This window comes from Streptococcus sp. GMD3S (genome assembly GCF_000298695.2).
GTDB lineage: Bacteria > Bacillota > Bacilli > Lactobacillales > Streptococcaceae > Streptococcus.
Genome location: NZ_AJRC02000003.1, coordinates 99265 through 121428, shown reverse-complemented (window position 1 = coordinate 121428; position 22164 = coordinate 99265). Strand labels below are relative to the sequence as shown.

22 protein-coding genes and 1 other annotated feature are annotated in these 22164 nt (G+C 42.5%); of the genes, 1 reads left to right on the top strand and 21 read right to left on the bottom strand.

Going from position 1 to position 22164, the window contains the following annotated elements; translation table 11 throughout:
- Positions 1-74: 74 nt before the first annotated feature.
- The 8 genes from GMD3S_RS0202485 to GMD3S_RS0202450 all read right to left on the bottom strand — a co-directional run bounded on the left by GMD3S_RS0202485 (position 75) and on the right by GMD3S_RS0202450 (position 9603).
- Positions 75-2846 carry a J domain-containing protein gene (locus GMD3S_RS0202485; RefSeq protein WP_001028666.1) on the bottom strand — a complete coding sequence of 924 codons (2772 nt, stop codon included), beginning with the start codon at positions 2844-2846 and terminating at the stop codon, positions 75-77.
- Between the two features lie 13 nt (positions 2847-2859).
- Positions 2860-4524 carry a molecular chaperone HscC gene (locus GMD3S_RS0202480; RefSeq protein ID WP_000583410.1) on the bottom strand — a complete coding sequence of 555 codons (1665 nt, stop codon included), beginning with the start codon at positions 4522-4524 and terminating at the stop codon, positions 2860-2862.
- Positions 4525-4698: 174 nt separating this feature from the next.
- Complete coding sequence (rplT, locus tag GMD3S_RS0202475) at positions 4699-5058, bottom strand: 50S ribosomal protein L20 (protein WP_000124830.1); 360 nt, start codon at positions 5056-5058, stop codon at positions 4699-4701.
- A 51-nt stretch (positions 5059-5109) separates the two neighbouring features.
- Positions 5110-5310, bottom strand: a complete 201-nt coding sequence (gene rpmI / locus GMD3S_RS0202470) for a 50S ribosomal protein L35 (RefSeq protein ID WP_001125942.1) — start codon at positions 5308-5310, stop codon at positions 5110-5112.
- A gap of 32 nt (positions 5311-5342) precedes the next feature.
- Positions 5343-5873, bottom strand: coding sequence for a translation initiation factor IF-3 (gene infC, locus GMD3S_RS0202465; RefSeq protein WP_000848184.1), 531 nt, complete (start codon positions 5871-5873; stop codon positions 5343-5345).
- A gap of 15 nt (positions 5874-5888) precedes the next feature.
- Positions 5889-6020: a sequence feature (ribosomal protein L20 leader region), on the bottom strand.
- A gap of 72 nt (positions 6021-6092) precedes the next feature.
- Positions 6093-8333, bottom strand: coding sequence for a DNA internalization-related competence protein ComEC/Rec2 (locus tag GMD3S_RS0202460; protein WP_000942378.1), 2241 nt, complete (start codon positions 8331-8333; stop codon positions 6093-6095).
- Positions 8317-8967, bottom strand: coding sequence for a helix-hairpin-helix domain-containing protein (locus tag GMD3S_RS0202455; protein ID WP_000643903.1), 651 nt, complete (start codon positions 8965-8967; stop codon positions 8317-8319). Before GMD3S_RS0202455 ends, GMD3S_RS0202460 begins: the two co-directional genes overlap by 17 nt.
- 66 nt (positions 8968-9033) lie before the next feature.
- The gene (locus GMD3S_RS0202450) at positions 9034-9603 is read right to left on the bottom strand and encodes a GNAT family N-acetyltransferase (RefSeq protein WP_000443754.1); all 570 of its coding nucleotides are present in this window, start codon (positions 9601-9603) and stop codon (positions 9034-9036) included.
- A 175-nt stretch (positions 9604-9778) separates the two neighbouring features.
- On the opposite strand from GMD3S_RS0202450, the gene ald reads away from it, so the two are divergent.
- Complete coding sequence (gene ald, locus GMD3S_RS0202445; protein ID WP_000904697.1) at positions 9779-10891, top strand: alanine dehydrogenase; 1113 nt, start codon at positions 9779-9781, stop codon at positions 10889-10891.
- A gap of 51 nt (positions 10892-10942) precedes the next feature.
- Here the strand turns inward: ald and GMD3S_RS0202440 are convergent, their stop codons facing one another.
- The 13 genes from GMD3S_RS0202440 to proB form a co-directional block, all read right to left on the bottom strand.
- Positions 10943-11929 (bottom strand): PhoH family protein, encoded by a 987-nt coding sequence (locus GMD3S_RS0202440; protein ID WP_000658201.1) that lies wholly within the window; start codon positions 11927-11929, stop codon positions 10943-10945.
- Positions 11930-12009: 80 nt separating this feature from the next.
- The gene (locus GMD3S_RS0202435) at positions 12010-12225 is read right to left on the bottom strand and encodes a YozE family protein (RefSeq protein ID WP_001232077.1); all 216 of its coding nucleotides are present in this window, start codon (positions 12223-12225) and stop codon (positions 12010-12012) included.
- 8 nt (positions 12226-12233) lie between these two features.
- Entirely contained in the window at positions 12234-13088 is an 855-nt protein-coding gene (cvfB, locus tag GMD3S_RS0202430; protein ID WP_001095464.1) for an RNA-binding virulence regulatory protein CvfB, read from the bottom strand.
- 59 nt (positions 13089-13147) lie between these two features.
- Positions 13148-13705 (bottom strand): ribosome recycling factor, encoded by a 558-nt coding sequence (gene frr / locus GMD3S_RS0202425; protein WP_001262235.1) that lies wholly within the window; start codon positions 13703-13705, stop codon positions 13148-13150.
- Positions 13706-13712: 7 nt separating this feature from the next.
- Positions 13713-14450, bottom strand: a complete 738-nt coding sequence (gene pyrH, locus GMD3S_RS0202420) for a UMP kinase (protein ID WP_000002996.1) — start codon at positions 14448-14450, stop codon at positions 13713-13715.
- An 83-nt stretch (positions 14451-14533) separates the two neighbouring features.
- Complete coding sequence (gene trmFO, locus GMD3S_RS0202415) at positions 14534-15868, bottom strand: methylenetetrahydrofolate--tRNA-(uracil(54)-C(5))-methyltransferase (FADH(2)-oxidizing) TrmFO (protein ID WP_000083705.1); 1335 nt, start codon at positions 15866-15868, stop codon at positions 14534-14536.
- A gap of 133 nt (positions 15869-16001) precedes the next feature.
- Entirely contained in the window at positions 16002-16880 is an 879-nt protein-coding gene (gene rsmI, locus GMD3S_RS0202410) for a 16S rRNA (cytidine(1402)-2'-O)-methyltransferase (protein ID WP_001166889.1), read from the bottom strand.
- A gap of 2 nt (positions 16881-16882) precedes the next feature.
- Positions 16883-17200 (bottom strand): DNA replication initiation control protein YabA, encoded by a 318-nt coding sequence (gene yabA / locus GMD3S_RS0202405; RefSeq protein WP_000358229.1) that lies wholly within the window; start codon positions 17198-17200, stop codon positions 16883-16885.
- 137 nt (positions 17201-17337) lie between these two features.
- Positions 17338-18228 carry a DNA polymerase III subunit delta' gene (locus GMD3S_RS0202400; RefSeq protein WP_000808203.1) on the bottom strand — a complete coding sequence of 297 codons (891 nt, stop codon included), beginning with the start codon at positions 18226-18228 and terminating at the stop codon, positions 17338-17340.
- Positions 18225-18863, bottom strand: a complete 639-nt coding sequence (tmk, locus tag GMD3S_RS0202395) for a dTMP kinase (protein WP_000033393.1) — start codon at positions 18861-18863, stop codon at positions 18225-18227. The genes GMD3S_RS0202400 and tmk overlap by 4 nt, the downstream gene beginning before the upstream one ends.
- 114 nt (positions 18864-18977) lie before the next feature.
- Positions 18978-19775, bottom strand: a complete 798-nt coding sequence (gene proC / locus GMD3S_RS0202390) for a pyrroline-5-carboxylate reductase (RefSeq protein ID WP_000689686.1) — start codon at positions 19773-19775, stop codon at positions 18978-18980.
- Positions 19776-19778: 3 nt separating this feature from the next.
- Positions 19779-21041: a glutamate-5-semialdehyde dehydrogenase gene (locus tag GMD3S_RS0202385; protein WP_000255271.1), complete on the bottom strand. Its 1263-nt coding sequence runs from the start codon at positions 21039-21041 to the stop codon at positions 19779-19781.
- A 9-nt stretch (positions 21042-21050) separates the two neighbouring features.
- On the bottom strand, positions 21051-22160 hold the full coding sequence (gene proB, locus GMD3S_RS0202380) for a glutamate 5-kinase (protein ID WP_000875730.1): 1110 nt from the start codon (positions 22158-22160) through the stop codon (positions 21051-21053).
- Positions 22161-22164 lie beyond the last annotated feature (4 nt).

Genomic DNA, 22164 nt, shown 5'->3' with positions numbered 1-22164 from the left:
TAGTTCTATTATACCTTTATTCAGGAAAATTTACTAGAAACTTGAACCAGAGTCCTCTTCTCTACGCTTTCATTCTAAGCAGCACTTTTACGATTTTCCTTGCGTATATTGCGAATAAGGAAAAGCATGATCAGGACAAAAAGTCCCTCGAGGAAGTAGAACGTAAATTCGCTGTTCATGATTAGTAAGTCTTTGTAATGATAGTTATTACCGAAAACTGAATTTGGTGCAAATAGGATTCGGAACAGTCTTCTTAGGAAAATAAAGATCTGCAATCCATAAATCATAAAGACCTTCTTCACACCAATCATGAAGCCTTGTTCCTTTGTAAAATAAGATAAGGCAATTCCATTTAACAAGAGGATAACAGTTATAGCCAGTGTTTCATTTCGTAGAATAGTTGGATCAAAGATATCTAAACGGCTGTGAATATATGGCAACGTTTGAAAGAGTAGGATTCCCAAGATTGCTGGTATGAAAATTTTCTTCAGAGATGGTGGAAATCCAGGACTGAATCTTGTAAAAGACAAGCAAATCACAAGGATTGCAAAAATATGGAAGTAGGCTGTTGCAACTCCTGAAATAGTCTGGCTTTGATTTACCAAAGCAGAAAGAAAACCAGCAGAAAGAAAGATACCGATAGGAATCAGCTTCTCCAAAGAATAATCCCACTTCAGCCCCTGACTCACTTGGAAACCATCGATGAAGCTGAAAAATGTAATGAACATAAGGGCACCAATGAGACCAAATGGTAAGGATGGAATGACGAGGATTAATAACAAGATTAATAGGAACCATGGATGAGGACTGTAGTAGAATTTCCGTTTTTCTCCTCTAGCAGTCACTCCCTCCTCAATCGGTGTTTTCCTTAATTTTAGCATATAGACGTAAAAGAGTGAAAACATGCCCGCATGAACCCATGAATTATAACCAGGTCGCTCTATAATACTGAGTAGCAAACATACAATCGTAAAGAGACCAGAGAAAATCTGAAGAAACTTATTATTAAATACCTGTCTTTTTTTCCAATCCAAATAAGAGAGCTTGGCCTTTGGATGACTAAGTTCATAAGCATAAGCTGTCATCTCTTCTAGTTTCTGGTCTGTCTCCTCCGTCATCATTTGGGGAGCCATTTTAGAAGTAGGAAAAGGAGCCAAAACATATCTCAAGAGCTTGCCATCTGTAAACCGATGGTACTCCTTATAGATTTGTTGAAGCAAAATCGTTAGAATGCGTGGTCTTCCTTTAAAGTAGCTTCTCCACTTTTCCCAATCATTGATATCTTCATCGCTCTTGGTGAGCTTATCTATATAAAGATAACCTTCATTGTACCAGTAATCAAAATTTTCTTTTTTGTTAAGTGCATACTCCTCTACCACTGAAGGATAAGAATGGATACTCTTCCAGAAATGAAGTTTCTTCAGGTAAGGATTTGATTCCTCATCACTATAACGCTCCACAAATTGGAAAACAAGGGCTAACACTTTCGCATTGGTTAAAGGATAGACGTCCACCTTTTCTAACAAATCAAGTAGGAGCGTGTGATCTTTGACTGATTCAAAAAGGTATTGCCAATCACGTAACAGTTTATACTCGTCTTCATAGTGAGCATGGAGCAACTCATAGAAGGCTGCCTCAACTTCATCCGGATTATCTAGAGTGTAATGACTAAAGTCAACGTTTTCTCCCAGCTCCTCTTTTACTTCCTCTAAGTAATCAGCCAAGTCGTTCAAGAGTGGATAATCCTCTTCAAATATGACTTGTCGGTTTTTTTCCAGGATATAGGTTAAAACGGGCACACTCTTGATTATCTGACGATTCTGATTTACTTGATCTAAGACCATAAAGGCCAAATAAGGGTGCTTGAAAAACTCTATCCAGGAGCTCAATTGATTTGCTTTGTTAAAATCTTGGAGAATTTCTTGGCAAAGTTGATAAGAATAATAGAATTCTTCAGTGGCTTCATGTGCGCTTTCAAGCGAACTGCCTTCCTCTTCTGCTATAGCTCTTTTAACTTTCCAATACTTCAATTTATAGTAATAGCCCCAGTGTCGGAAGTCAGGTATATAATCTTCCAGCAAGGGAATGAGGATAGAGAATTGCTCTGGTTTATTAAAAATATAAACATCCATTTCCTCTAAAACGGATTGAACAATGTCCATATCATACTGATACTGATGAAAGAACTGACGCCATAGATGCTCTTGTTCCTCTTGGTTATAACCGTCATTTCCAACAATACTTTCAATCGCATTTCGAATCAGATAAGTTTCTTCATTATAACCACTAAAGTCAAGAGTAGACCTTGTTATTCCTTCTTGCCCTTGGTTCTCTTCGTCACCAAACGTTTCAAAGTTGAGGGTATTCTTAGCTCTTTCTTCAGAATCTCCATTTAGCTGAACTTCCTCATCATAGTCACTAAAGTCAAGGGTGGAATTTTGCTCATCCTCTTCCGCTTTAAAGGTTTCAAAGTTAAAAGAATTGCTGGTTTTATCAGTCGATTGCTGATAATCACTGAAATCAAGACTAGATGTTTCAGACTCTTCGTTCTCAGTCTTCGTTTCTTCAGTCAAGTGTTCAAAGTTGAGACTAGAGTTAGGTTTTTCATTCGCCTCTTCTTCAAGTTTAGTAGCTTCTTGAGAGTCACTCGCTTTTCTTAGACTATTTTCTAGTCTTGTGTTTCTAGATCTCGCATAAGTCAAGGCTTTTTGATACGCTTCAACAATTTTTTGGTAAATTTCTGGTTGGTCTTCTGGGTGATAGAGCCGAACCAGTTCAGCATAACGCCTTCTAATAAGCTTGACGTCAGTCGTTGGCTCTATCCCTAAAGTTTCCCATATATTCATAAGGTCTCCTCTTTTACAGTCCTCGCTCTAGGAAGTCTAGATAGTTTGAAAATGATTGATAAAGTTTTGGCAAATGATAAACAGATGCTTGACTGACCTCTTCTTCAAATCGTCTAGTTTCAGCCATTAGCTCATCTCTTCTTCTCCCCAAGAGCATACTGTACACACGATTCGCTTTTTCAATCAAGAAACGATAAACCTCTGTTTCTTGAGCATTGATCTTATAGCGAGTCAACTCTGCTTGCTTAGCCTTAATTTCCTTTTCTGTCAGAGTAATGCTATCTTGGAGAATAACATGACTAAAGACTTCCTGTGTGGAATCAATTTTCACTTCGACATCCAAAATCCCATTTAAATCATAGGTAAATCGAACTGTGAAACTTTCATTTACTCGAGTATTCACAGGGACGGGAACTTCTAATTCTCCTAGGAACAGGTTTTGTGATGCCTTCATCATCTCACCTTGATAGACCTTTATCTTGACTTGGCTCTGTCCCAATTCAGCCGTATAGTACTGCTCGATGCGTGAAGCAGGTAGGGTAGAATTTCGCTCAATAATCGGCGAAAAACGGTCTCCAACTATCTCAATCCCCAGTGTAAAAGGACAAATATCAGAAAGTAATAAATCTCGTATCTCACCCTGGCGTTCTTTGATACCTGCTAGAAGTGCACAACCTCTCGCAATCATCCGATCAGGATCATCCGATACCTGCACAACTTGATTGATACAGTAGGATAAAAAGTCCTGAACCAAGCGGAGTTTCGAAGTCCCCCCCACAAGAACAAAGTTATCAGATGATACATAGCTATAACGTGCATCCATCAAGGCACGATCCAAAACAGCCTTAACACGGGCTAGCAGAGGTTGACAAAGCTCATAAAAACGCTGGTAGGTCAGGTCTAAAGTGTATTCCTGTTCTTGGTCCAGAACTGTCATCTTCACTTCTTCTTTACTATTGAGTTCTAGCTTAGTCTTTTCAGCCTGCACCAGAATTTTGCTATAAAATTCTCGGGAAATCGAATCCTTGGTTAATTGATTGGAGACTAAAAATTCCTCAGCAATAGCCGCAGTGAAGTCTTCTCCTCCCAAACGATTGTCCCCTGCGATCGAGACGATTTCGACAATGTTATCAAAAAGCTCTACAACTGAAATGTCAAGAGTACCACCGCCAAAATCAACTACAATAAAGGATTGATCTTCTTGGTTTACCATAGATCTTTTAGCAAGAGCCGCTGCAGAGGGTTCATTGATAATCCGATCAATCTGAACGCCTGCAAATTTCCCTGCTAGTTTGGTCGCATAGCGTTGAGCATCATTGAAATAGGCTGGAACACTGACAATCACTTCCTCGACCTTTTCTCCAAGATAGGTCTCTGCATCATCTACCAACTTTCGAATGATAAAAGAGCTCAATTCTTCAGCCTTATATGCTCGATTCCCTAACGTCAACTCATGTTTGGTCCCCATAAAACGCTTGAACTGAGAAACTGTCTTATCTGGGTGAGTTACCAAGCGTTCCTTGGCAATTTTTCCAACTATAATCTCATCATTGTCATCTAAAGCCACAACAGAAGGAGTCAAATACTCACCAAAAGCATTGGGAATCAACTTGACCTGGCCATCTTGATAAACCCCTACTAAAGAATTAGTCGTTCCTAAATCAATACCTATTATCATCTTCTTCTAACTCCAAATCTTTTTTAGATATTCCTATTATACAAGAAATATCCTATTTTCTTTGAAAAAATCTGTTATTTACTCTCTAAAATAGAAAATCATTTATGGAAAATAAAAAAGTTTCACCCTACTCTTGCGGTAAAAACCACGAGAGTAAGAATGAAACAGTTGTCATTATTTACCAAGTTTTGCTTTAGCTGCATCTGCAAGAGCTGTGAAAGCTGCTGCATCGTTAACAGCCAAGTCAGCAAGCATTTTACGGTTAACTTCGATTTCAGCCAATTTCAAACCATGCATCAATTGTGAGTATGAAAGTCCGTTCAAACGAGCTGCCGCATTGATACGAGTGATCCACAATTTACGGAAGTCACGTTTTTTCTGACGACGGTCACGGTATGCATAGTAGTAAGAGTTCATTACTTGTTCTTTTGCAGTACGGAACAAGATGTGTTTAGCTCCATAGTAACCTTTTGCTAATTTAAGAATACGTTTACGACGTTTGCGTGATACAACGCCACCTTTAACACGTGCCATGTTTTATTTCCTCCAAATATTTCCTAGAATTGTTTACTTACTGTTAGGCTATTATTTCAAGCGAGTAAGCATTGCTTTGATACGTTTGAAATCTCCTGAATGCACCATAGATGCTTTACGAAGATGACGACGTTGTTTCTTAGTTTTTCCGTGGAAACGGTGAGAAGTGTAAGCACGGAAACGTTTAAGTCCACCAGAACCTGTACGTTTGAAACGTTTAGCTGATGCGCGGTGTGTTTTTTGTTTTGGCATGATTTTTTCTCCTTTATTTAACTTTCTGACAATTATTTTTTGTCAGTTGCTGGCGCCAACTGCATGAACATTTGGCGTCCATCCATCTTAGCTCGTTGTTCGATGATCGCAATATCTTGTGTTGCTTCAGCAAACTCGGCTAAAACTTTTGCACCAATCTCTTTATGGGTGATCATACGCCCTTTAAAGCGAATGGATACCTTAACTTTATTTCCTTTTTCAAGGAACTTGCGTGCATTGCGAAGTTTTGTGTCAAAGTCACCCTTGTCAATAGTTGGACTCAGACGAACTTCTTTCACAGTAACAACACTTTGTTTTTTACGTTGTTCTTTTTGCTTTTTCTGGTACTCGAATTTGAACTTACCGTAGTCCATAATTTTAGCAACAGGCGGTTTTGCTTGGGGTTGAATCAATACTAAGTCAACATTTGCACTATCAGCCAATGCTTGCGCTTCACTGAGTGGCTTGATGCCTAGCTGTTCTCCCTCAAGACCGATCAAGCGAACTTCACGTACACGAATTTCATCATTGATGAATAAGTCTTGCTTTGCTATGGTTTTCACCTCTTTTTTATTATTAGAGAAAAACAATAGCGGACTCGTAATAATACAAGCCCGCACGTTATGATAGCGTTTCTTAGAAACTTTTCATCCGTAGGGCCAGGCAACTTGATGTCACAAGGCGAGAAGCTCTCACTTCTGCTTTTCTCAACTTTTATATGATACCAAGTTTTCTATCCCTTGTCAAGATAAAAAGTCAATTTTTCGAAAAGTTTGTCTATTTTATCGAACCGTTTCAATTCTCCAACTATTCCATCCTGTAAAGCGGATAGCCCCTTGCTGGTCAGTTCGGTAAATCTTACTCTTGATACTTTCCATTCGTGTCAAGGTTTCCTGATGGGGGAGTTTCGTACGATTGCTCTTTCCGACTGAAATGAGAGTAATCGCTGGTTTGAGCTGTTCTAGGAAAACTGGATTTGATGAGGTTTTAGCACCATGTTGGCCTGCTTTCAAGACATCCACCTGCAAGTCAGGATACTGCTGAAGCAAGTCTTTCTCCCCCTTGTTTCCCAAATTCCCAGTAAAAAGGAAGTTCTTATCCAAGAGTTTTCCATAAAGAACCAAGGAATCATCACGATCCCCATATCCAACCTTCCTTGGAGATAGGACTTCTAAGTAACCGCCAAAAATTGGCAAGTTCTCCCCTGCTGTCACACTGCACACCTTGGTTTGAGTCGCTTGTAGTTCCGCTACAAATTCCTTTTGTGTCAGACTTCCTTTTGATACTAAAATCTCCCCGACATGGAAAGCCTTGGTTACCTCCAGCAAATCACCGACATGTTCCTTCTCTGTATTGGTCAAAATTAGCTGGTCAATCTTATCTACTCCTCGACTTTTAAGATAGGGAATCAAGTTTCGCTGGGCATTGCTGGTCGTCGCCTTTTCCTGCCAAGCTTGGATTTTCTTGTCAGATTCTGCCTTACCTCCTACATCTATGAGAATAGTTTTACCAGTTACATCCCGTAGGAAAATACTCTCCCCTTGCCCAACATCTAGCATGGTAATTTCATTTTCAAGTGGATGCTTGGTCAAGAAAAAGAGCCCCACAATAAAAAGACTGACTCCTGCTAGTCTTTTGATGTTTTTCCTCATGTCATAGACCAAGGCTAATGAAACTAACAGTAGAATCAACAGCCATGCGTTGGGTTGACCAAAGACCAGGGGCCTACTTGCCAGCTGCGATAGCAAGCGAATGACGCCCTCCAACCACTCAAAGACAAAGTTAAACTGAGTGACTGGGTAAACGAAGGACAGAATGAATAAGATGGACAAAAGCGGCAAGAAGACCACATCAAACAGAAAGGAAAAGACAAAGGTCAAAAGGATAGACCAAGGCTGAAATTCTGCAAAATAAAAGGATAGAATGGGCAATATTCCCAAAGAAATGACCAAACTTTCTCTGGCAACAGCCTTGATCCCATCGCCTTCTTTGCTGGTCATGGTCAAGATAAAAGCATAAGCGCAGGACAAGACTCCTCCTGCAGTTAGGAAAAAGTTTGGCATAATGATAAAAAGGACAAGGACCGTCAAGGCAAAATTATCCAAGCCCTTAATACCATGTTGTGCTAGTAACTTTTGCAAGAGACTGCGAATAACAGATGCTGAAAATCCTGTCAGACCTGCATAGATAAGAGAAAAGGGATAAGTTAGCCACTTCAACTTTTCTTGAGTTAAGCCCAATCGCAAGAGGAGTTTCTTAAAGGCATCCATGAAAAAGCCTACCTGCATACCCGACAAGGCAAAGAGATGGATAATTCCAAGACTGGAATAGAGCTCATTCATCTCCTCAAAGTCCGTGTCCAAATGTCCTAAAAGAAGACCTGTCATATAATTGCGCATAGGATCTGGAAAGTGCATCTTGATCCAAACTACAGCCTTTCGACGTAAACTGGACAGATTTTCTCCTATATCCCAACTGCTAATCTTTCTCATTGACTGGATACTCTTGATAGTCAAAGTTTGGTAAATCCCCTGAGTTTTCAGATAGGCTTGGTAGTCAAAGCCACCAAAATTCCTCTGACCTTCAGGCTCTGAAAGTTTTCCTTCTATCTCTATCTCGTGAAGGTCTGTTAAGGCCTGAAAGAGCTCTTTCTCCTCCTCAGACTGGAGTTTATAGTAAACTTGGAAGGTGCGACCCTCAGCCTTGCCCCGAAAGGACAGACTGTCTCCATTGACTTTGATGGTATCTGGTAAAATCCGTACCCTTTCAACAGAATCCACTAGGTTTTGATTAGCTTGTGTCTGTTGCCAAGTTTGAAACAAAAACCAAAAACCAAAAACTCCACAAAACGCTAGAACTTTACCGGCCGATTTCCAAGGAAATTGGAAAAAGAGACAGACAAGCAAAAAAACAAAACCTAGCAGTGCGAGATAGGACACTCCAAAAATGGCATAGTAAAGCCAGAGCAACAGGAAACTCAGATAGATTAGGGGGATAGGGAAATTCTTAATCCACTGTAACATAGTCTTTTAGCTTTTCTATGGTCTTAGCGCCAATACCAGAAACCTTCTTTAATTCATCAACCGACTTGAACTTGCCATTTGCCTCACGATGATCGATAATATCCTGGGCTCGTTTTCCTCCCAAGCCTTTGACCTGCTTGAGTTCTTCCAGACTAGCTTTATTTAGGTTGACCTTCTTATCTTTACTTGTCGAAGCAGTCGTTCCAGAGGCAGTCTGCTGACTCACTGCTTCTTCTCCCTTAGTTGGAACATAGACAAGAGCCTCGTCACTGACTTTCTGTGCTAGATTAAGCGACTTACTATCTGCTTCCTCTGTCAATCCACCCGCCTTCTGAACGGCATCATGAACACGACTCCCTACTGGTAAATCATAAATCCCTGGCGATTTAACAGCACCTTTGACATCTACCGTAATCAAATCTTGTTCAGGAGACTCGTCCTTTTCTTCCTTTTTCACTTCTTTGTCAGACGATGAATCCTTTGAAACAGCTGCGACTTCAGCCTGCAAATTTGATTCTTTTACAGATGTTTGTGAAGTTGGCTTTAGTAGGAAAAATCCGCCCAAGGCCAAACCTAAACCAGCACAAATGACAAGGATTTTATACTCTTTGATTTTCTCGATAATTGCTTTCATATTTTCTCCTCTCTTAAATTATTCGTAAGTGAAAGAAAAAACAGTTGAAAATTTCTTTTCAACTGCTTATTTATTTGCAAAATAGTCTTCCTTAGTCAAGACATAATGAACCCTTGTGATCATTCGACCTGGTTCTTTATTATCCATTCTGGCATAGGGTTCTTCGTGGGAAAAACGCATCCCAGATTTCTCCATGACCTTGCCAGATGCGGGATTGTCTTTGTCATGAAGAGCGGTCAACTTGTTCATTCCAATCTTCTCAAAAGCCAGCTCAATCACGGCGCGATTGGCTTCTGTCGTCAATCCTTGATTCCAATACTTTTGGTTGATAATGTAACCAATAGCTGCTTTTTTGAGAATGGGATCAATCTTGTGCAAATCAATAGTTCCAATAAACTGATCATTGCTTTTTAGTTCGATTCCCCACCGTCCCAAGGGATTAGCCAAGTAGAACTGAGCGATGTTGTTCTTGGTTTCTTCTAAGCTTTGATTTGTTGGAAAAGTATAGCGTGTATTTTCTCTGTCTGAGGCATACTCAAACATAGCTTCTGCATCGTCCAAAGTTACAGGTCGGAGCAATAAACGCTCCGTTTCTATAGATGGATACTGGGCAAATTTCACAAATATTGATTCCATACTTTTCCCTCCATTAGAGCTCGATTCTCACTAGTCTAGCATAAATAAATTTGAATGACAAGTTTTTCTTGATTTTTGAAGCGGTTTCATATACAATAAAACCATCACATTTTTGATTTATGGAATGGAATGTGACAACCAAAACAATCCGACAATTGAAAGGTAGGTTATCTATATGTTAATCGGAATCCCAAAAGAAATTAAAAATAACGAAAACCGTGTCGCCCTCACACCTGCTGGTGTTCATAGCTTAGTTTCTCGTGGACATCGTGTCCTCATCGAAACAAATGCTGGTCTCGGTTCAGGATTTACTGATGCTGACTATCAAAAGCAAGGAGCTGAGATTGTCGCTACTGCTGCAGAAGCATGGGCTGCCGAGTTAGTCGTGAAAGTAAAAGAACCACTAGCTTCTGAATACGGTTATTTGCGCGACGATCTTTTCCTCTTCACCTACTTGCACATGGCCGCTGCACCAGAATTAGCAGAGGCTATGTTAGCAGCAAAAACAACAGGAATTGCCTATGAAACCGTTCGTGACAATCAAGGACAACTGCCGCTCCTCGTTCCTATGAGTGAGGTTGCAGGTCGTATGGCTGTTCAAATCGGAGCTCACTTCCTTACTAAGCAAGCTGGTGGCTCTGGTGTTTTACTTGGTGGTGTACCAGGTGTTCCAAAAGGAAAAGTAACCATCATCGGTGGTGGTGTCGTCGGTACACATGCTGCCCGCATCGCCCTTGGTCTTGGTGCTCAAGTGACTATTTTAGATATCAGTGCTAAACGTCTCTCAGTTCTAGAAGAAGTCTTTGGAAATCAAATCCAAACTCTTATGTCTAATTCATTCAACATCGAAGCAAGTGTGAGAGATGCTGATGTGGTGATTGGTGCAGTTCTCATCCCTGGGGCCAAAGCACCAAAATTGGTGACAGATGAGATGGTCAAACAAATGCGTCCAGGCTCTGTAATCGTTGACGTTGCCGTTGACCAAGGTGGCGTTATCGAGACAGCTGACCGTGTGACAACGCACGATGAACCTGTCTATGAAAAACACGGTGTCCTCCACTATGCCGTTGCCAATATCCCTGGTGCAGTTGCCCGTACTTCTACTATCGCCCTAACCAATGTCACTCTTCCTTACATCGAAGCTCTGGCTGGCAAAGGATTCACACAAGCAATTGCTGAAGATGAAGGCTTGCGTCAAGGTGTGACCACTTATCAAGGTTACTTGACCAGCCTCCCAGTTGCTCAAGGTCTCGATAAAGATCACACGTCAATCGACGAACTTGTTTAAAGATATACACTCATTAAAAAAGAGCAGTTCACATCTGAACTGCTTTTTTTGCTATTCTGTTTCTTGGTTCTTTTCTTCAACCTTAACTGGAGCTGGTTCATAAGCTCGGATAATCTGAGCGACAACCGGATGGCGAACCACATCCTTGGCTGAAAAATGAACAAAGTCGATTTGGTGAATGTTCTTGAGCTTTTCTTGAGCATCAATCAAACCGGACTTAACATTGCGTGGTAGGTCAATCTGGCTGATATCTCCATTGACAATCATCTTCGAATTAAAGCCTAAACGAGTCAGGAACATCTTCATCTGCATGATGGTCGTATTTTGTGCCTCATCTAAAATGACAAAAGCATCATCCAAGGTCCGACCACGCATATAGGCAAGGGGCGCGATTTCGATAATTTCACGCTCCATGAGACGGGTCGTTTGGTCTTTCCCGAGAATCTGGTACAAAGCATCGTAAACAGGTCGAAGATAAGGATCCACCTTCTCCTTGAGATCACCCGGAAGAAATCCTAGACTCTCACCTGCTTCCACTGCTGGACGAGTAAGGATAATCCGCTTGACTTGCCCACGTTTAAGGGCTGTCACTGCCAAGGTCACTGCAAGAAAGGTCTTCCCTGTCCCTGCTGGTCCGATTCCAAAGGTCACATCATGCTGTTTGACACTGTCCACATAAAGCTTTTGACCTAAGGTTTTGACACGGATCGGCTTCCCTGTATTGTCCTTGATAATTTCTTCTTCGTAAAGGGCGACAAACTTGTCGATTTCATCGTTTTTGACCATGCTAATCGCAGTCACCACATCTGGCGTGCCAACGGTCATTCCTCGATTTACCAAGACCATCAAAGCCTGGATAACCTGACGGGCTTCCTCACAGGCAGTCTCTTCTCCCAAAACCTGCACAATCTCCGTACGAGCATGAATCACCACATCGAGCTCTTCTTCCATCAAACGAAGATGGCGCTCATTGGAACCAAAAAGATGGAACAAGTCATCTGGGTGACTTAGTTGAATGTCTATTGAATGTTCCTTCAAATAAAGAACCTCTCTAATCCGTTTATTTCTTTTTATTATAGCAAAGAGAACAATAAAATACTAGCCTCATCTCATTGTCTCTAGTGTTCTAAGTATTCTTGCCAGATGGCATCAAAATCTCCTAGGTTAAAAGAGAAACTGGCATGCTCCTCCAAAAAGCGACTCACCTCATCGAAATCATCCGTGTGTTTTGGAAAGGCTGACTCCTCAAAAGCAAGGTCTGCCAAGATGGCTTTAGGGCTGTCACTTTTAGGATTACGCTCAGTCATGAGCCAAGTATAAAATGATTTTCTCATAAGCCTCCCTAAATCAGCTCTGTCCCAAACTGGTCTTGCTTGATTTTGCCAGCCTTCATCAAGCCACCGAGTGCTTTCTTGAACTGACCTTTAGAGATACCAAAGGTTGCCTTGATATCGTCAGGAGATGACTTATCATTCAAGGTCATGAAACCGCCATTGCTTTCCAAGTAGGTCAAAATCATCTGGGCATCATTTTCCAACATTTCAAAAGAACGTGGTTTGAGGGAGAGGTTAAGAGTACGGTCCACTTCACGGAAACCGATGACACGCGCATCTAACACTTGCCCCAAACGTGGCTCTGCGTAGCGTTCACTTGGGTGAATGAAACCAAGCATGTTATTCTCTGGTAGGTAAACAAATGTTCCTGACAGCTTGAGACGGTAAACAATGGCTGGCCAGTTTTGGTTCTGCATGTTGTTGTAAGCAGGACGAGCCAGACGTTGGAAGTCTTCCTGATACGCCAAAAGTCCCCAGATTCGGTCTTTCTTGTCCACTTCAAGACGGATGTAAAGTTTATCACCTTTCTTAGGCCAGAGTTCCTTGAGCTCAGGGAGGATATCGAGTGACACAACGATTTCCTTATCAGGTAGACCGGTATCGACAAAGACACCCAAGTCCTTTCGAACTTCTGTTACGGTTCCCCAACCAAATTGGTCCTGAGTCGCAGTAACTTCTTGAGTGGTCAAGCGGAGTTTTTGCTTCATATCCGTGTAGGCAAAACCTTTGACCGTATCCCCTACTGTATGTTGACCTTCTTCTTTAGCAAGAGCATAGGTCTGACCATCCTTTTGCACAAAGTAAAAACGGTCATTTTCATCGATGATGAGTCCAACGATAAAACTTGCAAGATTTGTATTCATATTTCCTTCTTTCGAATAAAACTCAGCCAGCAATGCCAACTGAGTTTTTCTGTTTATTTTTAGACTTCCAAGATTTCTTTTTCTTTATTGGCAGTCATGTCGTCGATGTGTTTCACAGCATCGTCTGTTACTTTTTGAATATCTTTTTCAAGAGTCTTCAATTCGTCTTCAGTGATTTCTTTTGCTTTTTCTTGTTTCTTAGCTTCATCCATAGCATCACGACGGATATTGCGGACAGCCACTTTAGCATTTTCACCGACCTTCTTCACTTCTTTGGCAAGGTCACGACGAGTTTCTTCTGTAAGAGCTGGGATAACCAAGCGGATCACAGAACCGTCATTAGCTGGTGTAATACCAAGATCAGAAGCGTTCAAGGCACGTTCGATGTCTTTCAATGAAGACTTGTCAAATGGTGTTACCAACAAGACACGCGCTTCTGGAATAGTAATTGAAGCGATTTGGTTAAGAGGAGTTTCAACTCCATAGTATTCTACGTGGATACGGTCTAGCAAGCTTGCGTTGGCACGACCGGCACGGATACCTCCAAATTCACGAGCAAGTGATTGGTGAGACTGGGTCATTCTCTCTTTAGCTTTTTCTACAATTGCGTTAGCCATAATTTTCTTATTCCTTTTCTTCGATATTGTTTGAAACTGTTGTTCCGATATTTTCACCAAATACGACACGTTTGATGTTGCCTGGTTGGTTCATGTTAAAGACAACCAAGTCAATGTCGTTGTCCATAGAGAGGGTTGAAGCTGTTGAATCCATGATACGAAGACCTTTGTTGATAACGTCACGGTGGGTCAATTCTTCAAATTTAACAGCTGTCTTGTCTTTCTTAGGATCGGCATTGTAAACACCATCTACGCCATTTTTAGCCATAAGAATGGCATCCGCTTCGATTTCAGCTGCACGAAGGGCTGCTGTTGTATCTGTTGAGAAGTAAGGTGAACCAATTCCAGCACCAAAGATAACAATACGGCCTTTTTCAAGGTGACGAAGGGCACGTCCACGTACATAAGGTTCTGCCACTTGTTGCATGGCAATGGCTGTTTGTACACGCGTATCGACACCAACTTGTTGCAATGAATCTGCCATCACAAGAGCATTCATCACGGTCCCAAGCATTCCAGTGTAATCTGCCTGAACACGGTCCATTCCTGCTTCTGCAGCAGGTTCCCCACGCCAGAGATTTCCTCCACCAATAACAAGGGCAATTTCGATACCTAAGCTATGAACTTCTTGAATCTCTTTTGCGATTGTTTGAACTGTTTGGATATCAATCCCTACGCCACGTTCACCGGCAAGGGCTTCACCTGATAACTTGATTAAAATACGTTTATACTTGGGATTCGCCATTTTTACTCTCCTTTTTTTATCCTACCTATTTTATCACAATTTCTAAGATTTTTATAGTATCATGAGCAATTCTTTGAAAAAAATTAGACTGTTAAAAATTCCTCTAAGTCGGTAAGAGCACGCTCTGCAATTTTTTCATAACGAGCCTTCTTATCACGGATACGCTCGCCATCCAATTCCTTGATAATCCCAAAATTGACATTCATGGGCTGGAAATGCTTGCTGTCCGCATGAGTGATGTAATGAGCTAGACTTCCAATCGCTGTGGTCTCTGGGAAGATAGCTTCACTTTCACCCTTAAAGAGACGAGCTGCGTTAATACCTGCAACCAAGCCTGAAGCTGCTGACTCAACATAGCCTTCTACACCCGTCATTTGACCAGCAAAGAAAAGGTTTGGCTGTTTCTTAGAACGATAGGTCTGCTCCAGAAGATTTGGTGAATCCATGTAAGAATTGCGGTGCATGACCCCATAGCGAACAAACTCCGCATTTTCAAGACCTGGAATCATTTGGAAGACACGCTTTTGTTCTCCCCATTTGAGGTGGGTCTGGAAACCGACGATATTGTAGAGGCTACCAGCCGCATTATCCTGACGAAGCTGGACAACTGCATACGGTGTTTTGAACTCCCCGTCACGAGGGCCTGTATAATCGTCTGGATACTCCAAACCGACTGGCTTCATCGGACCATAAAGCATGGTTTTAATGCCACGCTTAGCCATGACTTCGATAGGCATACAACCTTCAAAGTACTTTTCTTTTTCAAACGAATTGAGCGGGGCTTCTTCCGCATTGATCAATGCTTCATGGAAATCCATAAATTCTTGCTTGGTCATAGGGGCATTGAGGTAGGCTGCTTCTCCCTTGTCATAACGAGACTTGAGATAGACCTTGCTCATATCGATGGTATTGACATCGATAATCGGCGCCGCCGCATCGTAGAAATAGAAACCATCACCGTCATTAAGGGCATGAATCTTTTCAGCTAGGGCATCGCTGGTTAAAGGACCAGTAGCGACAACTGTAATAACATCAGTCGGCAATTCTGTAATTTCATCACGAACCACTTCAATCAAGGGGTGATTAGCCACTTTTTCAGTCACCATTTGAGAGAAACCATCACGGTCCACCGCAAGGGCTCCACCAGCAGGAACACGTGTAGCTTCAGCAGATTCCAAGATAACAGAACCCAAGCGACGCATTTCTTCCTTGAGAAGCCCAACTGCATTGGTCAAAGCATCCCCACGTAAGGAATTGGAACAAACCAATTCAGCAAAATTGTCTGTTTTGTGCTGTGGTGTTGACTTGACCCCACGCATTTCATAAAGTTTAACTGGAATACCGCGTTCTGCGATTTGGTAAGCTGCTTCAGAACCTGCCAAACCAGCACCGATAACATTGATATAAGATTGAGACACGACACTAATACCTCTTTGGGTGGAACCTAAGTTCATATCAAAACAAGCTACTAGACTGTTTGACACCCACAAATCTTTCTAATTTTTCTTCTACTAGTATAACAAAAAAAGGGAAGATGGCAAACTTCCCTGTTTAATCACTTTCTTGATTTTTTTCCCAGTCGTGGTAGGCAGCATAGAGTTGACTTTTATTCCACATGTAGAGTTTCGCAACTTCCTTAATGGCTTGATTTTTCTTCATGCCTTCTTGGATGCGTGCTTGGATATCTGAAAACAAGTCCTCCTCGTCCTTTTCCTCCACATCCTGACTGGCACCCTCAATGATGAGAAGGCATTCGCCCTTGAGTGGCGTTTCAGCTATGCTTTCTAGTAGCTCTGAAATCTTTCCTCGTTGGTATTCTTCATAGATTTTGGTCAATTCTCTGACCAAGACCACCGAGCGGTTACCGTAGACTTCTAGCATATTTTCCAATGTATCTGCCACACGGTGAGGCGATTCGTAGAAAATCTGAGTTTCTGGATAGTCTTTTTTTGAGTTGAAAAATTGCTTTTGCTGACCTGATTTTCTCGGTAAGAAACCATAAAAAACATGTGGTTGCGGCGCCAAACCACTGGCAATCAAAGCAGAAATCCCTGCAGAGGCACCTGGAACGGTAACAACTGCGATTTCTTCCTCAATGGCTGCCTTGACTAAATCGTGACCAGGATCCGAGATACTAGGCAGACCCGCATCAGAAACCTGAGCAATACTTTGTCCTGCTTTCAGTAAACCAATCAAATCAGGAATTTTTTCCTTGGCATTGTGCTCATGAAAACTGATTTGCTTGGTCGAAATATCAAAATGCTTGAGCAGAAGCCCTGTATTGCGCGTGTCCTCAGCAGCAATCCAGTCCACCTCTTTCAAGGTCTGGATGGCACGAAAGGTCATATCATCTAGATTGCCAATCGGCGTTGCTACTAGGTAAAGCTTGCCATAGGGAGATTGTCCCTTAAAACTTTTTTGAATCTGCATGCTTACTCCCTATATAACAACTCATCACAGAACATACATTCCTCGTCCTGCTCGCGACGTTGTCCATAAAAATCATTACATACGTGAAAACCGTCTTTATAGATTCGGCGGACGCTTTCACGAACATGCTTGGCCTTAACGGGTGTATCTGCTTCCACCTCGCCCAAGCGTTCGCGCAACTTACTATTTTCCAAGCGAAGAGCTGTATTTTCCTCTACCAGGCTCTTGAGATTTTTCTTGATGGCTTCCACATCGGCCAAGGTCACCAGTAACTGTTGGGAAAAATCGTCTAGCGCATCAAATAATTCTTTTTTGTCCATAAACCAGCCCTTTCCTTTCTATATCGTTCATTTTTAATACTCAATGAAAATCAAAGAGCAAACTAGCCGCAGGCTGTACTTGAGTACGGCAAGGCGACGTTGACGTGGTTTGAATTTGATTTTCGAAGAGTATGAGTTTATATTTCTTTCAAGACCAGATATTCCATGGCATTTTGAAAGCTGACATTGGCCTGCCACATTTTTCTAGCTTCTAGCAAATCTTGTAGAATCTTTCGAATCCTTGCTTGCAAGAGATCCTGCCCACAGAGAACTTCGAGGATTCGCAAGACCTGATCCTGCTTTTCCTTATCATCTGCCAAGCTGGCTAATTTAGCAACTTGGAGATAACTTTCTTTTTTCTTGGCTAATAACCAGGTCAGTAGGCGTTCACTCTCATCGACCAAGGTCCAAAAACTAGCCTGATTTGCCAACTTTTCAGCTTCAGCTCGTGATTGACAAAACTGGGCTAAGAAAGTCGCTTTTTTCTTGACCAGACCTGCTTGTTCTAATTGATGGATGAGCTTTTCTTCTTGCTTTTTAAAATGGAAAATCTGGGTCCGACTACGGATAGTTGGCAACATCTTTTCCTCATCGCTGGTCAAGAAGAAAATGTAAACTTCACTCTGGGGCTCTTCGATGACCTTGAGCAGAGAATTGGTCGCGTTGGGATGCATTTTCTCAGCTTGCTCGATAATAAAAACCTGTTGCTGACTTTCAATCCCTGCTTGAGAAAACTGGCCCACCAATTCCCGAATCCGTTCTGTCTTGATGACCTGATTGACTGGCTTGATTAAAGTAACATCGGGAAATTCTTCCTGTTCAATTAGCTTGCAGTTTCGACATTTTTCACATGGCAAAACGCCTACTTTATCCGTACAAAAGAGGCTCTTAGCCAAAAACTGCGCCATTTCCAAGCTTCCAAAGAAACCCGAAAAGAGATAGGCGTGATTGAGCTGGTCTTGTTCTAGGATACGGACAAAGCGGTCAAACTGGTCTGGCTGCCAAGCTTTTAGTTGTTCTTGTTTCATTTATCCAAGCCCATTCTATCAAACAAGACAGCCTTGGTAGTTTCCACAACTTGTTCCAAAGGGAGACTAGCATCAATCTTGACAATGCGATTTCCTTCTTTGTCCAGAAGAGAAAGGTAGCCTTGACGGACTTTTTTATGCAAGTCCAACCCTTCCAAGTCCAAACGATTGACCTCCCGGTCACTATTAGCAGCAATGCGAGCCAGTCCCTCTTCCACCTCAATGTCAAAATAAAGTGTCAAATCGGGTTTGAGGCCATCTGTAGCAAAATGATTGAGCCAGTCAATGGCTTCAATGTCCAAGCCACGACCAAATCCCTGATAAGCAACAGAACTATCGATGAAGCGGTCCATAATGACCAACTTGCCAGCTTCAAGGGCTGGAAGAACTTTTTCCACCAAATGCTGTCTGCGACTGGCGATATAGAGAAGGAGTTCTGTCTTAGCATCCATCTGAGTATGACTTGGATCTAAAATCACTTCCCGAATCTTCTCCCCAATCAAGACTCCGCCTGGCTCACGGGTCGTCAGCACCTCTACTCCGTTTTCCTCTAAAATTGGGAGTAGAGCCTCTAAAACACTGGTCTTGCCTGCTCCCTCTGGTCCCTCAAGAGAGACTAAAAATCCTTTTGACATGTCTAACTCATTTCTTTTTTACTACCTTCTATTCTATCAAAAAAATAGGTTTTTGTGACAATCTTTTTGTCTTCTCATTTCATGCACCATAAAAGAGGCAGTCAAAGCCACCTCTTATTTACCTAGTTCTTGTGTTCGTTTGTAAGCTTGACCAACTGCATCCATGACCGTTCCCCGAAAAGCATGCGCTTCTAAGCTCGCTACACCAGCGATAGTCGAACCGCCTGGGCTACAAACTTGGTCTTTCAATACTCCAGGATGCTCTTGGCTTTCTAGGACCAATTGTCCAGCGCCGACAACTGTTTGAGCCGCCATTTTCAATGCCGTTTCTCGTGGCAATCCTGTCTGTACACCCGCATCTGCTAAGGCCTCAATAAAGAGATAGACAAATGCCGGCCCACAACCTGCAAGACCTGTCGCTGCATCAATTAAGCTTTCCCCAAGTTCAACAAAGAGACCTGCCTTGGCTAACAGCTTACAAAAGAGCTCACTGTCCTCAGCCCTGCAATTAGGAGACAAGGCATAACTAATCACTCCTTGCCCGATAGAAGCAGGGGTATTTGGCATCATACGAATAATTCGATGTTGACTTGGGATAAGACTTGCTAGTTTTTCTAAAGTCAATCCAGCTGCCATGGAAATCAAAAGAAGACTCTCTCGTTTTTCAAGAATGGTCTGATAGTGAGAAAGCAGTTCAGAAAACTGAGCAGGCTTAACTCCTAGAAAAATCACACCTGCTTCTGCGAAGATTTCGTCATTGCTGGAAGCCTGACCACCGAAATTGGCGATGAAAGCATCTACTTTCGCTTGACTGCGATTGGCAAGGAGAATCTGAGCACCCGTCTTGGCCTGCACAACAGCCTTAGCCAAGCTAGCTCCCATATTTCCCAAACCGATAAATCCAATCTTCATCTCTTACTCCCTTATCTGTCCGTCACCAGTAACCACATACTTGTAGCTGGTCAACTCTTTCAAGCCCATAGGCCCACGCGCATGCAGTTTCTGAGTAGAAATCCCCATCTCACATCCAAGACCAAACTGGCCACCATCAGTGAAACGAGTCGAGGCATTGACATAAACCGCTGCAGAGTCCACTTGATCTGTAAAGTAAGCTGCAGCTTCAGTATTTTCCGTCACAATGGCATCCGAATGATGGGTACTGTGGGCTTCAATATGGGCAACCGCTTCTTCTAAACTACTCACAACCTTAACCGCTAGGACATAGTCTAAAAACTCGGTGTCAAAGTCTTGTGCCTCAGCTGCTCGACCTGAAAGAGACTGACTTGCTTTCTCATCCAAGCGGAATTGAATTGGTTCCAGTCCAGCTTCTTTCCGACTTGTAACCAGCACTTTCTCCAAGCGAGGAAGAAAACGTGCTGCCTTGTCTTCATGAACCAGCAAGACCTCCATAGCATTGCAGACAGAAGGACGACTGGTTTTAGCATTGTTAATGATAGACAGAGCCTTGTCTTCATCGGCATCCTTATCCACATAGACATGTACAATCCCAGTTCCTGTCTCGATAACGGGTACGATAGCATTTTCAACCACGGCATTGATCAAGCCAGCACCTCCACGAGGAATAAGAAGGTCTAGATAACCCTTGGCCTTCATCATAGCATAGCTACTTTCACGACTAGTATCTTCCACCAGTTGAATCACCTCTGGATGGATGATCGTCGTCTCCAAGCCCTTCTTTAAGGCTGTGACAATAGCATGAGCTGTTTGATAGGCATCCTTGCCACTACGAAGAACGACCGCATTGCCACTTTTGAGAGCCAAGGCAGCCGCATCAGACGTCACATTTGGACGGCTTTCATAGATAATACCAATAACCCCCATGGCCACACGCTTCTTAGTAATAACCAAGCCATTTTCAAGCTGACTTGTTTCTAGGACCTCACCAATAGGATCTGGTAAAGCAACCACTTCACGAATCCCTCTTGCCATCGCTTCTATACGTCCCGCATCCAAATAAAGACGGTCTAGCAAAACATCTGAGATTTTTCCCTTGGCCGCTTCCATATCGAGGGCATTGGCCGCTAAAATCTCCTCAGTAGCCGCCACTAAGTGATCAGCCATAGCTAGCAAGGCTTGGTTTTTCACTGCTTCGCTGGCAGTATTGATAGATTTCTTAACAGCCTGTACCTGTTCAAATTGTTCTTGTGTACTTACCATCGTTCACCTCTAAAATTCTGTAAAGAGCAGCTGGATTTCAGGAGTAATGGAAATCCAGTCATCACGGTGAATCAAGACTCCCTTAGCTTTTTGAGAACGGAGCATATCTTCTAGGGCTGAGACACCAAATTGGACACGTCCCTTTCCAAGAGATTGACCTGTTTCTTTATCTGCTACTGTTACAATATCGTGGTAAGAGAAGTTTCCTTCCACTTCTACCACACCCGATAAAAGGAGACTTTTCCCGTTTTTTGAAAGTGCCTCTGCAGCTCCACCATCTACCCAAATCGTTCCCTGACTTTGAGCATAGAAGGCCAGCCATTGTTTCTGGGTACGAAGTCCCTTCTCTTGCGCAACAAAGAAGGAACCATCCTTGGTCTCCTCCGCTGCTTCAATCAAGGCATCAGATTTCATGGAAGAGCAGATATAGACTGGCACACCTGACTCCGTCGCAATAGTTGCAGCTTTGATTTTTGTCAACATACCCCCAGTACCGTTTGACGAACCTGCTCCACCAGCCATATCAATAATCTCACGATTGATAGTCTCGATTTTCTCCAAACGTTTGGCTGTTGGATCTGAGTTGGGATTTCCGGTATAGAGACCGTCCACATCCGTCAAGAGAACTAAAAGGTCTGCTTGGACCATCGCCGCTACCTGGGCACTCAGAGTGTCATTATCACCCACCTTGAGCTCATCAATAACGACACTGTCATTCTCGTTGATGATGGGGATTGCACCACGATGAAGCAATACAGACAAGGCCTGGTGGGCATTCTTATAGCGACGCTTATCTACAAAATCATCCTGTGTCAGCAAGATTTGTGCAGAAACGATCTGGCGCATGAGGAGGTTGGTTGTGTATTCCTCCAACAAAAGTCCCTGACCAACTGCAGCCGAAGCTTGTTTATCTGCAATCTTGGTCGGACGTTTTTTAAAACCCAAAGCTCCAAATCCAGCGGCAACTGCCCCAGATGACACTAAAATCAACTCATGTCCAGCTTCATGTAGCATAGCCAATTGCTGGGTAATTGCCTTTACTTTACTCCTTGATAAACTCCCGTCTTCATTTGTCAAGGAGGAAGTCCCTACCTTAAAGACGATTCGTTTGTACTTCATATTC

Coding starts and splice junctions, on each gene's coding strand:
- GMD3S_RS0202485 (WP_001028666.1), bottom strand. CDS start 2,846: ATGAATATATGGGAAACTTTAGGGATAGAGCCAACGACTGACGTCAAG.
- GMD3S_RS0202480 (WP_000583410.1), bottom strand. CDS start 4,524: ATGATAATAGGTATTGATTTAGGAACGACTAATTCTTTAGTAGGGGTT.
- rplT (WP_000124830.1), bottom strand. CDS start 5,058: ATGGCACGTGTTAAAGGTGGCGTTGTATCACGCAAACGTCGTAAACGT.
- rpmI (WP_001125942.1), bottom strand. CDS start 5,310: ATGCCAAAACAAAAAACACACCGCGCATCAGCTAAACGTTTCAAACGT.
- GMD3S_RS0202460 (WP_000942378.1), bottom strand. CDS start 8,333: ATGTTACAGTGGATTAAGAATTTCCCTATCCCCCTAATCTATCTGAGT.
- GMD3S_RS0202455 (WP_000643903.1), bottom strand. CDS start 8,967: ATGAAAGCAATTATCGAGAAAATCAAAGAGTATAAAATCCTTGTCATT.
- GMD3S_RS0202450 (WP_000443754.1), bottom strand. CDS start 9,603: ATGGAATCAATATTTGTGAAATTTGCCCAGTATCCATCTATAGAAACG.
- ald (WP_000904697.1), top strand. CDS start 9,779: ATGTTAATCGGAATCCCAAAAGAAATTAAAAATAACGAAAACCGTGTC.
- GMD3S_RS0202435 (WP_001232077.1), bottom strand. CDS start 12,225: ATGAGAAAATCATTTTATACTTGGCTCATGACTGAGCGTAATCCTAAA.
- cvfB (WP_001095464.1), bottom strand. CDS start 13,088: ATGAATACAAATCTTGCAAGTTTTATCGTTGGACTCATCATCGATGAA.
- frr (WP_001262235.1), bottom strand. CDS start 13,705: ATGGCTAACGCAATTGTAGAAAAAGCTAAAGAGAGAATGACCCAGTCT.
- pyrH (WP_000002996.1), bottom strand. CDS start 14,450: ATGGCGAATCCCAAGTATAAACGTATTTTAATCAAGTTATCAGGTGAA.
- rsmI (WP_001166889.1), bottom strand. CDS start 16,880: ATGCAGATTCAAAAAAGTTTTAAGGGACAATCTCCCTATGGCAAGCTT.
- yabA (WP_000358229.1), bottom strand. CDS start 17,200: ATGGACAAAAAAGAATTATTTGATGCGCTAGACGATTTTTCCCAACAG.
- GMD3S_RS0202400 (WP_000808203.1), bottom strand. CDS start 18,228: ATGAAACAAGAACAACTAAAAGCTTGGCAGCCAGACCAGTTTGACCGC.
- tmk (WP_000033393.1), bottom strand. CDS start 18,863: ATGTCAAAAGGATTTTTAGTCTCTCTTGAGGGACCAGAGGGAGCAGGC.
- proC (WP_000689686.1), bottom strand. CDS start 19,775: ATGAAGATTGGATTTATCGGTTTGGGAAATATGGGAGCTAGCTTGGCT.
- GMD3S_RS0202385 (WP_000255271.1), bottom strand. CDS start 21,041: ATGGTAAGTACACAAGAACAATTTGAACAGGTACAGGCTGTTAAGAAA.
- proB (WP_000875730.1), bottom strand. CDS start 22,160: ATGAAGTACAAACGAATCGTCTTTAAGGTAGGGACTTCCTCCTTGACA.